13 protein-coding genes are annotated in these 12,456 nt (G+C 43.4%); 4 read left to right on the forward strand and 9 right to left on the reverse strand.

Translation table 11 applies throughout. The annotated features are described in order from the left end of the window. Window positions 1–238, forward strand: a 238-nt coding sequence (locus ADH49_RS10290) for a hypothetical protein (RefSeq protein WP_048691747.1), incomplete at its 5' end; no start/stop codon positions are given. Between the two features lie 63 nt (window positions 239–301). On the opposite strand, the gene ADH49_RS08785 is transcribed toward ADH49_RS10290, so the two are convergent. The 9 genes from ADH49_RS08785 to pbp2b all read right to left on the reverse strand — a co-directional run bounded on the left by ADH49_RS08785 (window position 302) and on the right by pbp2b (window position 10,141). Continuing rightward, entirely contained in the window at window positions 302–1,846 is a 1,545-nt protein-coding gene (locus tag ADH49_RS08785; RefSeq protein ID WP_048691749.1) for a peptide chain release factor 3, read from the reverse strand. A gap of 178 nt (window positions 1,847–2,024) precedes the next feature. Beyond that, window positions 2,025–2,711: a TIGR02206 family membrane protein gene (locus tag ADH49_RS08790; protein WP_048691751.1), complete on the reverse strand. Its 687-nt coding sequence runs from the start codon at window positions 2,709–2,711 to the stop codon at window positions 2,025–2,027. Between the two features lie 12 nt (window positions 2,712–2,723). Next, window positions 2,724–3,413, reverse strand: a complete 690-nt coding sequence (locus ADH49_RS08795) for a YwaF family protein (RefSeq protein ID WP_048691753.1) — start codon at window positions 3,411–3,413, stop codon at window positions 2,724–2,726. A 28-nt stretch (window positions 3,414–3,441) separates the two neighbouring features. Beyond that, a complete protein-coding gene (locus ADH49_RS08800; protein ID WP_048691755.1) occupies window positions 3,442–4,143 on the reverse strand; it encodes a YwaF family protein in 702 nt (233 codons plus the stop codon). 30 nt (window positions 4,144–4,173) lie between these two features. Further along, a complete protein-coding gene (locus tag ADH49_RS08805) occupies window positions 4,174–4,785 on the reverse strand; it encodes an NUDIX hydrolase (protein WP_048691757.1) in 612 nt (203 codons plus the stop codon). Beyond that, a complete protein-coding gene (locus ADH49_RS08810; RefSeq protein ID WP_048691759.1) occupies window positions 4,775–6,145 on the reverse strand; it encodes a UDP-N-acetylmuramoyl-tripeptide--D-alanyl-D-alanine ligase in 1,371 nt (456 codons plus the stop codon). The genes ADH49_RS08805 and ADH49_RS08810 overlap by 11 nt, the downstream gene beginning before the upstream one ends. Before the next feature lie 88 nt (window positions 6,146–6,233). Further along, on the reverse strand, window positions 6,234–7,280 hold the full coding sequence (locus ADH49_RS08815; RefSeq protein ID WP_048691761.1) for a D-alanine--D-alanine ligase: 1,047 nt from the start codon (window positions 7,278–7,280) through the stop codon (window positions 6,234–6,236). A 172-nt stretch (window positions 7,281–7,452) separates the two neighbouring features. Then, window positions 7,453–8,049 (reverse strand): recombination mediator RecR, encoded by a 597-nt coding sequence (gene recR / locus ADH49_RS08820; RefSeq protein ID WP_006596694.1) that lies wholly within the window; start codon window positions 8,047–8,049, stop codon window positions 7,453–7,455. Window positions 8,050–8,059: 10 nt separating this feature from the next. Next, window positions 8,060–10,141, reverse strand: a complete 2,082-nt coding sequence (pbp2b, locus tag ADH49_RS08825; protein WP_048691764.1) for a penicillin-binding protein PBP2B — start codon at window positions 10,139–10,141, stop codon at window positions 8,060–8,062. A gap of 315 nt (window positions 10,142–10,456) precedes the next feature. Here pbp2b and ADH49_RS08830 point away from each other — a divergent pair, with 315 nt between their 5' ends. The 3 genes from ADH49_RS08830 (at window position 10,457) to ADH49_RS08840 (ending at window position 12,445) form a co-directional block, all read left to right on the forward strand. Beyond that, window positions 10,457–11,284 carry an exodeoxyribonuclease III gene (locus ADH49_RS08830; RefSeq protein ID WP_048691766.1) on the forward strand — a complete coding sequence of 276 codons (828 nt, stop codon included), beginning with the start codon at window positions 10,457–10,459 and terminating at the stop codon, window positions 11,282–11,284. Window positions 11,285–11,294: 10 nt separating this feature from the next. Further along, a complete protein-coding gene (locus ADH49_RS08835) occupies window positions 11,295–11,681 on the forward strand; it encodes a bleomycin resistance protein (protein WP_048691768.1) in 387 nt (128 codons plus the stop codon). A 170-nt stretch (window positions 11,682–11,851) separates the two neighbouring features. Next, window positions 11,852–12,445, forward strand: a complete 594-nt coding sequence (locus tag ADH49_RS08840; RefSeq protein WP_006596703.1) for a helix-turn-helix domain-containing protein — start codon at window positions 11,852–11,854, stop codon at window positions 12,443–12,445. The last annotated feature ends 11 nt before the right edge of the window (window positions 12,446–12,456 follow it).

Here is a 12,456-nt window from a genome sequence, read left to right on the forward strand (position 1 = left end):
TCAGCGAACTTCTACGAAGTTCCATGACTTAGTTTTGAACCTAAGGTTTCAAAACTCCCGAGTTCTAGAAACACTATTGTCTCTAGAACTATTTTCACAGCGGAAAGTTTCAGTCCTTGCTTTAATAACAAAAATTAATATAGATTTATTTCTATTTATTGAACAATCACTTGGTTTTTATGGAAAAAGAAAATTTGTCGATATTCTAAAACCAGCTCGCTTGAGCTGGTTTTTTTAACTAATATATTTTATTACCAAAGTAATCCGAGAGACTAGTTAGCTAGGCCGCTTTCTTACTGAATCACATTTTTTCCTCTAGTTCAACATCTGGATACTTGTCCGCAAACCAACGGAGGGCAAAGTCGTTTTCAAAGAGGAAGACTGGCTGGTCAAAGCGGTCCTTAGCCAAGATGTTTCGGCTTGAAGACATGCGCTCATCTAAGTCTTCTGGTTTGATCCAGCGAACAGTCTTTTTACCCATTGGGCTCATGACCACTTCTGCATTGTACTCATTTTCCATCCGGTGTTTAAAGACTTCAAACTGCAATTGACCAACGGCCCCAAGCATGTATTCACCTGTTTGGTAGTTGGTATAGAGCTGGATGGCCCCTTCTTGCACCAATTGCTCAATCCCTTTGTGGAAGGATTTTTGCTTCATGACATTCTTAGCAGATACCTTCATGAAGATTTCAGGTGTAAAGGTTGGCAGTGGTTCAAATTCGAACTTGTTTTTTCCAACAGTCAGCGTATCCCCAACCTGATAAGTACCAGTATCGTAAACCCCGATGATGTCTCCTGCTACAGCATTGCTGACATTCTCACGGCTTTCGGCCATAAACTGAGTGACGTTAGAAAGCTTAGCCCCCTTACTAGTACGAGGGAGGTTAACGCTCATGCCCCGCTCAAACTCGCCCGATACAATTCGAACAAAGGCGATGCGGTCACGGTGACGAGGGTCCATATTGGCTTGGATTTTAAAGACAAAGCCTGAGAAATCCTTGTCATATGGATCAACAAGCTCTCCGTCAGTCTTCTTGTGGCCATGTGGTTCTGGAGCAAACTTGAGGAAAGTTTCTAAGAAAGTCTGTACCCCAAAGTTCGTCAAAGCTGATCCGAAGAAGACTGGTGTTAATTCACCCGCAAGGATGGCTTCTTCTGAGAATTCATTTCCAGCTTCTTGCAAGAGTTCGATGTCATCTTTCACTTGCTCAAAGAATGGATTGTTAGCAAAAAGCTTGTCTCCGTCTTCTAGACTGGCAAAGCGTTCGTCTCCTTTATAGAGTTCCAAACGTTGGTTATAAAGGTCATAGAGTCCCTCAAAGGCTTTCCCCATCCCAATCGGCCAGTTCATCGAGTAACTTGCGATGCCCAAGACCTCTTCCAATTCTTGCAAGAGATCCAGTGGCTCGCGACCGTCACGGTCCAGCTTGTTCATAAAGGTAAAGACTGGAATGCCACGGTGTTTGACAACCTCAAATAATTTCTTGGTTTGAGCCTCGATACCCTTGGCAGAGTCCACCACCATGACCGCAGCATCCACTGCCATCAAGGTCCGATAAGTATCTTCTGAAAAGTCCTCGTGCCCTGGGGTATCAAGGATGTTGACCCGTTTTCCATCATAGTCAAACTGCATGACAGATGAGGTTACTGAAATCCCACGTTGCTTCTCGATATCCATCCAGTCAGACTTGGCAAAGTTTCCTGTTTTCTTTCCTTTTACAGTACCAGCTTCCCGAATCTCTCCCCCAAAGTAGAGCAACTGCTCTGTAATCGTCGTTTTACCAGCATCCGGGTGGGAGATGATGGCAAAAGTACGGCGTTTTTTAATTTCTTCTTGTACGTTCATGTTCCTATTTCTTTCTCTTCTTATTTTCTGACAAGTTTACAAATTCATCTCTACATCGGATTTCTCCTCAATTTCTCTATCTGTCCTATTATAGCGAAAATAGGCACTTTTTTCAACGATGATTCTTCTTTGAAATCAAAAAGGAAGACTAAAATCATACGATTCTAGTCTTCTTCAATTATATTGAATTACTTACTTTAACCCGCTCTCTTCTGCGACTGAAAAATACATTAAAGAGAAGCAAGGCTGCTGCTAGGATGCTGGAAACCACGACATAATTCACCAGGAGGCTGTCCCCTTTGATAATCGGTGGCCGGGCCATAAGTCCATAATTTCCTCCAGTGACTTGGTTGATACCAACTAGAAACATATCAAGGAAGAAGGTATAAAGAACAATTTCTCGATTTTTTAAGAGGCTCGAATCATAGCATCTCAAGAGATAAATCAAGGAATTAACCAAGAGACAGTAATGCCCTAAGAGAAAAGAAAAGCTCGTAATATGAGGGAAGGTATAGGGATCAAAGACCGGATAACCCAAGGCAAAGATCGCCCCACTGACTCCCATCAAGGCAAAGAACTGCTTGCTCTTCCATCTGTCTGGCAAGAGCAAGACAGCAAACATGGCCAAACGGCAATGGTACAAGGGTAAACTATTGGACCAGGGAAGTTGAAAAGCAAAATACCAGATATAGAGACAGATCAATTGAAATATTTGTAAGTTTCGAAAGATCTTCCGAAATTGTTCATTTTGATAGTAACGTAATGAAGCCCAAACTGCCATTAGGATTAAAAGAACCATGACCCCATACCAGAGGAGCGGTATAACAGGTGGTGCAGTGGATTCAGTTGTAAAAAAATGATGCATAGGATCTCCTTATTAAACGGATTCAGATGTTCTTTTTCTTTTCTTACTGGAGTTAACGATTGCATTGATCAGGATAAGGGTTCCTGTCATCAGGATGGTCACGATCAAATAGTTGAGCACAAGTCCATGATCACCAAGTACAGGAGGACGACGCATAAAACCATAATTTCCACCTGTTACAAGATTCGCAAGCTGAATAATAGCATTAACCCCAAAAGTCATCTGACAGATTTTCCAGGCATCCCTTGCTTCCACCTGGTAGGATTGAACCAGATAGATCAAGCAATTGGCCAAGAGGGCCCAGTGACTAAAGACATTGTTGATCGAGGATACGTGAGGAAAAGGATAGGGATAAAAGACGGGATGAACCAAAGCCATGATAGATCCAAAGACACCAACAAGAGCAAAATATTGCTTGAATCTTCCCCTAGGAGCAAACAGAATAATCCACATGGCCATCCGGCTATGATAGAAGGGAAGACTCTCTGAAAATGGCAAACATGCTGCAATATACCAAGCATTGATAATGAGCAACTGGATCAATTGCCCCCAATACCAAAAGTTTTGATAGCCTTTGGAAGAAGCAAATCGAATAGACAGAAGCCCCACCATTAGCAATGATGTCGGCAACAAGAAATACCAAGCCCCCAATTGAGGAGGAGCCGTTGGTTGACTGGTGAAAAATAAATCCCAAAGAGTCATGTCTTCCTTACCTCAGCTCAACTAATTTCTATTCCGAACGCGAACCGACAGTCTCTTCAACCATCTTGTATTTGTACTTATAACGTTGGTTGACCAAGAAAATTCCAGCTACCATCACAAAGCTTACCAAGAGGTAGTTTAAGAGAGCACCGTGGTCCCCAATGATTGGTGGACGTCGTAAGAAGCCATAATCCCCTTTCGTCAAAAGATTGACCAAGAAAATCAAGGCATTCATGCCAAAAGTAATCTTGAAAATTCTCAAGCTGTCTTGTTTTTCAGATTGATAATGATCCTGTAGGTAAATCAAACTATTGGCAAGCAAGGCCCAGTGGCTAAAAATTAGATTCAAAACTGTGATATGAGGGAATGGGAAGGGATCAAAGGCTGGATACACCAAGGCCGCTATCGATCCCAAAACTCCCAAGAGAGCAAAATATTGCTTGATATAGGTCCCTTTAGGGGCAAAGAGAATCACCAACATGGCCAAGCGGCAATGATAAAAAGGCAAATTATCCGTCAAAGGCATGTGGGCGAGAATATACCAAGCATTGATGGTCAGGACTTGGATCAACTGTGCCCAATACCAAAAGCGTTGGTAGCTTTTGGACTGCGCATATCTGATGGAAAAGTAACCAACCACCAACAAAGAGGCCGGCAGAATGAAATACCAGAGACCAAACCCAGGCGGGGCTGATTTTTGGTTTGTAAACAATAAATCCCAAAGTGTCATTTTCACATTCCTTTAATTTATAGATCGTTTTTAATCACAATACAAATCTCGTTTCCCATCATAGACCTCCCAAAGGAAGTTCAATTGTTCTTCTGTATTGCGCTTGGTAGAAAGAGCAGGCATCTTCTCTCTCTCAAAAAATGCAAGATCGGAAATTTCCTGATTCTGTTGAAAACTTCCATCCAGCAATTCACATTCAAATACCAATTTCACATATTGGCGACTTTGCAATTGGTAGCGATTGGTATCAAATACTGCCAACAAGCGATTGACACGTGCTACATAGCCCGTTTCTTCTTGGATTTCCTTTAAAATGTTTTCCGTCGGAGAATAGCCAACCTCACCAAAGCCACCCGGCAAAGCCCAGGTCTCTTCTCCCTGACCTTTCACCAGACAAAGTTTTCCATCTTTGACAATCCAGGCCCTTACATCAATTAAGGGAGTGTCGTAATGGTCTGTCGGACGAAACAAATCCGATAATTCTTGTGGATTCAAATCAGTCACTTCTCTCACAAGATCCTGTAAAAGGGCACGAATATCCTGATAGCGCTCTTGATCAAATGGATCTTTTGAGAACGCTAAGCCTGTATTGGTGATTGAAATCAAGCGCTGAATGTTCTTTAGTACATTATTACTCGCCATTCTCCAACTCCTCTACCAATTTGGCTAGATTCATGGAATTGCTTCCCTTGATGAGGATTTGGTCCTGCTCTTTTAAGCTTTCCTTGACTTGTTTGACCAGGTCCTCAAATTGATCTTCCTCAGCGGTCTTTTTGAAATAATAGACATGTCCGAGTAGGAACATCTGGCTCGCTAATTGAGCCAAGCCCGCAATGTCTTGACCGTAGAAAATCACCGTATCCAAGACATCCGGTGACAGGCTGAGAATCATTTGGTTGTGCAGATCAATGGATTGCTCCCCAAGTTCTTTCATATCTGCCAAGACCGCTAGCTTGCGACCATTTGGATTGGCAGGAATGGTCGAAAAGGTTTCTAAAATCAGGCGCATGGCCGTCGGATTGGCATTGTAGACATCGGATAGGATATCCGCTCCGTTACTTGCCTTCTTCCATTCTGTGCGGTTCTTAGTCAGCTCTATGCCTTTAAAGCTTGCACGGATGGCCTCTTCACTGATTCCTTCTTTCAAGGCAACATAGGCCGCAATCATGGCATTGGTCGCATTGTATTTACCTGTGACAGGTAAGTCAATAGCATCTGATAAGAAATTCGCTTCAAGAGTTAGGCTGTCCTTGCGTTCCTCCAACTTGGTAATGCTGATATCTGCTCCTTCACCAAAGCGCACAAGCTCTTGTTGGCTCGGTAAAAAATCCTCGACAATAGGATCGGCCGGCACTAGAAGCAAGCTACCAGCTGGCATCCCGTCCGCAATTTGCAATTTCCCTTTGGCAATTTCTTTGCGGTCTTTGAAAAACTCAAGATGAGCTTCCCCAATAAGGGTTACGATTGCTGCTTTTGGATGCGCAATTTCTGAGAGAAGATGGATATCTCCCAGATGGTCCTGCCCCATTTCAAGGACAAGCTTCTCTGTCCCTTCTGGCATATGGAGAACCGTATAAGGAAGGCCAATCTCGTTATTGTAGTTCCCTTGTGTTTTATAGGTTTTGTAGGTAGTTGACAGCAATTGAGCCAACATATCTTTGGTCGTTGTCTTACCGTTTGAACCAGTGACTGCCAAGACATCTACTTGACTTTTCTCCAACACATATTGGGCTAATTTTTGAAAGGCTGCTAGAACATCATCTACCAACAAATACGGGTGGCCTTCTACTTCTTTTTCAGACAAGGTCGCTACAGCCCCATTTTCAAAGGCCGTCTCGATGAAATCATGGCCATCACGCGCGCCCTTAAGAGGTACAAAAAGGTCTCCAGGCCCAATCAAACGGCTATCGAATTCAGGCTTGGTAAGGGCTACATCTTCAAATTGACTGATATCATTGCGAGCAGCCAGGACACCTGCTACTTCGTGCAAGGTTAGATTCATAGTATTCTCCTCTAAAAAGGGGGAGCAGGAAGAAAATCGACTCCTCATTGAGTTGATTCCATCCCCTACTCCCACTTGGAACAGATTCTTACAGTAAGTGTGCTTCGCGTTTTTCGAAAGTTGCTTTTGACAACTCAACCAAACGCTCGATCAAATCAGGATAGGACAAGCCCATGTTGTCCCACAACAAGGGATACATAGACCATTGGGTAAAGCCGGGCATGGTATTGAGCTCATTCAAGTAGATGCCGCCGTCCTCTGTGTAGAAGAAATCACAACGGGAGAGACCTTTACCACCAATGGCACGGAAGGCCAATTCAGCATTTTGACGCATGGTTGCAGCAACTTCTGCTGGGATTTCAGCTGGAATTGCCATCGTAATCTTATTATCGATGTATTTGGCTTCGTAGTCGTAGAAGGCTACATCTTTGACCACCTCACCAGGGAGGGTGCTCTTGACATCGTAGTTGCCTAACAACCCCACTTCGATTTCACGCGCTACGACACCTTGCTCAACCAGAACACGGCTATCATATTTAAAGGCCAATTCCAAAGACTGACGAAGTTCTGTCTGGTTCTCTGCTTTTGAAATACCAACACTAGATCCCATATTAGAAGGCTTGGTAAAGACCGGATAGGTTAATTCGGTTTCGATTAAGGCAATCTTAGATTCTAGATTCTCTCCTTCAAGGACGGCCACATACGGAACTTGTGGAATCCCTGCAGATTCTAGGACCCGTTTCGTGGTAATCTTATCCATAGCCACACTAGAAGAAAGAATATCACAGCCCACATAAGGGAGTTTCAAGACTTCTAGGAAACCTTGAACCGAGCCATCTTCTCCCATCGGTCCATGAAGGACTGGAAAGACAACTGCTCCTTCTTGATAGATACTGCTCGGAGTTACTTTAGCATCCCAATCAATGGTCTCATTGGTCATCAAGCGTTCGGTTTCAGCAGGCTTCTCTTCAAAGGTTTGGGTCTTGATGAAGTCTCCCGCCTGAGTAATGAAATAGGTCTCAACAGAATACTTGTCATAATTAATCGCCCGCATGACGCTTTCAGCTGAAAGTACAGACACTTCGCGCTCTGCGCTACGGCCACCATAAAGAAGTACAATTTTTTCTTTTGCCATTGTTTGGTCCTAATCCTTTATTTAATTTTGTGCTTCCTGATTGACTTGTCAGAAGCACTCCTCACATACGAGTTCGTCCCTCTAGTATACCACACTTTAAAAAGAAAGAAAACGAGAGAGAACACCTAAAAAACAAAAAAACCGGAGGGGGTCCTCCAGTTTTTGTAACCGCTTATAACTCGGTTCGATTTTCAATAGCTCGAAGAAGGGTCACTTCGTCCGCATATTCGATATCGGCTCCGACAGCTAATCCACGTGCTAGACGAGTCACTTTGATGCCAGCTGGTTTGAGGACGCGTGAGATATACATAGAAGTTGCTTCCCCATCTGCAGTTGCATTGGTCGCCACAATCACTTCTTGGACCTCATGATCCATTAATCGTGTAATCAAGGACTTGAGGTTAATATCATCTGGTCCGACCCCATTCATGGGCGAAATCAAGCCATGAAGGACATGGTAGCGACCGTGGTACTCCTGAATATTCTCCATGGCTGACACATCTCGACTATCTTCTACCACTAAGATGGTCGATGGATCGCGAGTCTCGTCTCGACAAATGGCACACTCTTCTTCATCTGTTAAGTTCCCACAGATGGAACAATAGCTTAACTCCCGCTTTGCTGACAAGAGATTCTTGGCAAACTCATTGACATCGTCATCACTCATTCCGATGGTATAAAAGGCTAGACGAGTTGCTGTCTTGATCCCAATACCAGGGAGCTTCGAATAACTTTCAATTAATTTTGCGATAGGTGTTGGATAGAGCATAGCTTCCTTTCTAATTCATAGGATGTTTTTGCTGGTAGAGATTGATAATCTCTCTGGTAATACTGTGACTAACAGTCGCTTGGAGATTGGTGTTGTGAGGGAAGACGACTGCCACCGCAATCTGAGGATTTTCAGATGGGGCATAGGCGATGACATTGGTATTTACAGCAGGGGTCCCACCATTTACAAATGTTTCTGCAGTCCCGGTCTTCGCACTGATTGGAACGGCAGCTCCTTCTCCGATGGTTTTACCAGTTGTTAAGCCACTGGTTCCGTATACCACCTGATAAAAACCTTGTTTAATGATAGCTAGATTTTCGGGTGTCAGAGCCACTTGATTGAGTTCTTTTGTTGCAATCTCTTCTTTCAGAGGGCCCAAACCTCCCTTGGCATCATTCTCATAAATTCCTTGGACCAAGTGTGGCGCCACGCGTTTCCCATCGTTGGCAATGGTTGCCACATATTGAGCCAACTGCATAGGCGTATAGTTATCAAACTGACCAAAAGCGTCTGTTAAGTAATTGCCAATCGAATACTCTTTGGGAACATAGCCCGTCGATTCATTTGGAAGGTCAATCCCCGTTTCTGATCCCAGACCATAGGAGGCGAAAGTCGAACGCAGTTTCGCCATAGCAGGATCCAATTGATCTGTCTTTAAGGTCATATTAGGCTGATAGGGTTGGCCCATCAAACCAAGAGCAATCTGCACCATATAGGTATTGGAAGAATATTCTAACGCTTGTACCGCATTGATTTCTCGGCTTCCAAACTGAGTGAACCAGGAAGTAATTGGAGCTGAGCCAGAAAATGAGATTGGTTGATCCAATAAGACTTGGTTCCCAGAAATCACCCCATTTTCCCATCCTGCTGTCAAGGTAGCCGCTTTAACGACAGATCCTGGGACAAAGACATTGGTCACCGTCCCTAAAGCATCAGGGGTAAGATCTTGCGAACCTGCTTCATGCTTCATCCCCGCCATAGCAAGGATTTTACCCGTTTTTGGATCCAAGGCAACAGCATAGACTCCTTCAGAGTAGGTCGCATTGCCAGCAGCTAATTCTGCCTGGAAGGACTTCTTCAAGATGTCTTCCACTCCTTTTTGGAAATCCAAATCAATCGAAAGCTTGATATTATTTCCCTTGCTTCCTTTTGAGAGAGTTTCGATCTTTTCGACATTGCCATTCTTGTCCAAATGGATTTCTTTTTCAACCCGTTCTCCTTGGAGGACAGACTCATATTGTTTTTCTAGATAAGAAGTTCCGACGCGATCATTTAAGGCATAGCCTTTTTCCAAATAATCATCCACTTCTTCAGCTGGAAGACCGGCTTGCTCTGTCGACACACTACCGACGATGGAAGCCAAGGGGCTATCAACCACTTTTCGATCCCAACTCGTGATCACTTCAAATCCTGGAAATTCTTTTAAATGATCTTTGACCGTCGTTACCTGCTCTTCGGACATCGGATCGGTCACAATCGTAGCACTGGCAAAATTTTCAACGGCATTCATTTGGCTGAAGAGATAGATGGCCTTCTTTTCTTCTTCTGTATAGCCTAATTTTTCAGTCTCAATACTATCAACAGCATGCTGATAGATAGTTGCTTCTGGAAGTGGATTCCCATCCGTATCGATTCGTTCGTCTTTGGGCAACTTGTCCACTACTTCTTTATAGACTTCCGTGTTCGCGAGATAAAAGTCAATCTCTTGACGCTTGGTGATTTGGGGATTCGAAACACTTACATAATTCAGAAGAAGCTGAGCTGTTTGACGCATCTCTTCTGCGGTAAACTTATTGCTTCGGGTAAAAGACAAGACCTTCTTGTCAACATTTTCTACCAGAGGCTGACCAGAAGCATCATAAATCTGTCCCCGGAGACTCCCTCTTGTTAAGTGTTTTTTGGTAGCTTTTGCCAATTTTTGTGTATAAAAGCCTTGATGAGTAATCTGCATATACCCTAGTCGAGCAATTAAAATCAAAAAGAGGGTACAGACGATACTGAATAACAAATAAAGTCGTCTAGTAATCCACCGATTATCAAATTTTCTCACCTTAGAATTCGCTTTTTTTGAACGTTTAGATTTTTGCGCCATACCTCTCCTTTCACTGTGATTCTCAGCCCCAGTCCCTAACAATACCTGGTAAAAATAGGATAACTTTAAAGGGAATCTGAGGAATATTTCTATTTTAAACTCAACTTCCATTATAGCACATTTCATCCAGACACGAGTCGCTAGACCAGATAAAATCATCGTTATTCTGAACTCCTTGGCAAGCATTCGTTTATGCATATGCGGGAGGCATAGCTCTTGACTGCAAAATAGCTCCTTCCTCAAATCACAGGAGACAAGTGATAGGAGATTTTTTGGTATAATAGAAACATCGAAAAAGTTAGTAAAGGAAACGATATGAAACTGATCTCATGGAATATTGACTCATTGAATGCCGCCTTGACGAGTGACTCTGCACGCGCAAAACTCTCACAAGACGTCCTTCTCACCTTGGTTGCAGAGGATGCGGATATCATTGCCATTCAGGAAACAAAATTATCTGCTAAAGGACCAACGAAAAAACACTTGGAGGTCTTAGCAGAACTTTTCCCTGGATATGAAAATACTTGGCGGTCCTCTGTAGAACCAGCCCGTAAAGGCTACGCAGGAACCATGTTCCTCTACAAAAAAGAATTGAAACCGACCGTAACCTTCCCAGAAATCGGTGCTCCTTCTACCATGGACGTCGAAGGTCGGATTATTACCCTTGAATTTGATGACTTCTTTGTGACCCAGGTCTATACTCCGAATGCTGGAGATGGGCTCAAACGCTTGGAAGAACGCCAAATCTGGGATGCCAAATATGCAGACTACTTGGCAGAACTAGACCAGCAAAAGCCAGTTCTGGCAACAGGAGACTACAACGTAGCCCACAAGGAAATCGACTTGGCCAATCCAGCTAACAACCGTCGTTCCCCAGGCTTTACCGATGAAGAGCGTGCTGGCTTCACTAACTTGCTAGCCAAAGGGTTCACTGATACCTTCCGCCACTTGCATGGGGACCTTCCAGATCAATATACTTGGTGGGCACAACGTAGCAAGACATCTAAAATCAACAACACAGGATGGAGAATTGACTACTGGCTCACTTCTAACCGAGTTGCGGACAAGGTGACCAAGTCAGCTATGATTGACTCAGGAGCTCGTCAAGACCATACACCAATTGTCATGGAGATTAATCTCTAAGGAGGAAACAATGGACTATCAAGCTGTCATCCCTGAATTTGTCGTATCGGATATTGGGAAATCGCGTCGCTTCTACTGCGACTTGTTGGGATTCTCTGTCCAATACGAGCGTCCAGAGGAGAAATTTCTCTTCCTCTCGCTTGAAGACTGCCAACTTATGCTAGAAGAAGGCAACGCAGAAGAATTATCCCAACTGACCTATCCGTTCGGGCGCGGTGTCAATATTTCCTTTGGCATTGAAGATGTTCCACAGCTCCACCAAAAACTGCTGGAAGCTGACTATCCCATCCATCGTCCGCTGACAAAAAGAGAATTTCGAGTGGGAGATAACTTTATCTATCCCCATGAATTTGCGATTTTGGATCCAGATGGTTATTTTTTAAGATTTAGTGAATAAGAAAAAGGAGGCTATTGGCCTCTTTTTCACTAGCTAATTATCCATTGACAGGCTTGCAAATCCACGGTCAAAAACAGTTGCCAAAGCCTATGAAATCAACATGTCAAAGAACTTTGATAGCCATTTTTTGTATAATTAGGTAGAATGAAATCATAAAGCGAGGAAATCTTATGCAAGTCGGAAAACAAATCCAGCACTATCGTAAAGAGAAAAACTTATCTCAAGACGAATTAGCTGAAATCATCTTTGTCAGCCGTCAATCGATTTCCAACTGGGAACGAGGCGCAACCTACCCGGATATTCAAAACCTGCTTTTACTAAGCAAGGTCTTTGAAGTGTCATTGGACAAACTAGTCAAAGGAGATTTGGAAACCATGAAACAAATTATTCACGACCAAGAATTTATGCGCTATCAAAAAGATGAAGTGGTCTTTAGCTTACTGCTAATTGGCAGTCCTATCATCAGCACTCCCCTAATTCTTTATTTGGATGGATACGGCATCGCTATTAGTTGCTTGATTCTTGCTGTCGCTATATTCTACGCCCTACGCATTGAAAAATTCAAGAAAAAGCATAATCTTCGTACTTATCGCCAGCTTGTCGCCTATGAACAAGGACGCAGTCTGAGCGAGATTGAAGAAGCTGAAGAAAGGGGTAAAGCTCCCTACGAAGGAATCCTCATTCCTATTCTATTTGTCCTTGGAATTGGCGCTATTACTCTACTGATTTCTTGGCTCTTACTTACTTTCTTCCCTATCAAATAAAAGCGAAGTCA

It is taken from the genome of Streptococcus sp. 400_SSPC (assembly GCF_001072745.1).
Taxonomy (GTDB): Bacteria; Bacillota; Bacilli; order Lactobacillales; family Streptococcaceae; genus Streptococcus; species Streptococcus xiaochunlingii.

Excerpts from the sequence above, each read along its gene's own strand:
- ADH49_RS08785 (WP_048691749.1), bottom strand. The coding sequence starts at position 1,846 with ATGAACGTACAAGAAGAAATTAAAAAACGCCGTACTTTTGCCATCATC.
- ADH49_RS08790 (WP_048691751.1), bottom strand. The coding sequence starts at position 2,711 with ATGCATCATTTTTTTACAACTGAATCCACTGCACCACCTGTTATACCG.
- ADH49_RS08795 (WP_048691753.1), bottom strand. The coding sequence starts at position 3,413 with ATGACTCTTTGGGATTTATTTTTCACCAGTCAACCAACGGCTCCTCCT.
- ADH49_RS08800 (WP_048691755.1), bottom strand. The coding sequence starts at position 4,143 with ATGACACTTTGGGATTTATTGTTTACAAACCAAAAATCAGCCCCGCCT.
- ADH49_RS08805 (WP_048691757.1), bottom strand. The coding sequence starts at position 4,785 with ATGGCGAGTAATAATGTACTAAAGAACATTCAGCGCTTGATTTCAATC.
- ADH49_RS08810 (WP_048691759.1), bottom strand. The coding sequence starts at position 6,145 with ATGAATCTAACCTTGCACGAAGTAGCAGGTGTCCTGGCTGCTCGCAAT.
- ADH49_RS08815 (WP_048691761.1), bottom strand. The coding sequence starts at position 7,280 with ATGGCAAAAGAAAAAATTGTACTTCTTTATGGTGGCCGTAGCGCAGAG.
- recR (WP_006596694.1), bottom strand. The coding sequence starts at position 8,049 with ATGCTCTATCCAACACCTATCGCAAAATTAATTGAAAGTTATTCGAAG.
- pbp2b (WP_048691764.1), bottom strand. The coding sequence starts at position 10,141 with ATGGCGCAAAAATCTAAACGTTCAAAAAAAGCGAATTCTAAGGTGAGA.
- ADH49_RS08830 (WP_048691766.1), top strand. The coding sequence starts at position 10,457 with ATGAAACTGATCTCATGGAATATTGACTCATTGAATGCCGCCTTGACG.
- ADH49_RS08835 (WP_048691768.1), top strand. The coding sequence starts at position 11,295 with ATGGACTATCAAGCTGTCATCCCTGAATTTGTCGTATCGGATATTGGG.
- ADH49_RS08840 (WP_006596703.1), top strand. The coding sequence starts at position 11,852 with ATGCAAGTCGGAAAACAAATCCAGCACTATCGTAAAGAGAAAAACTTA.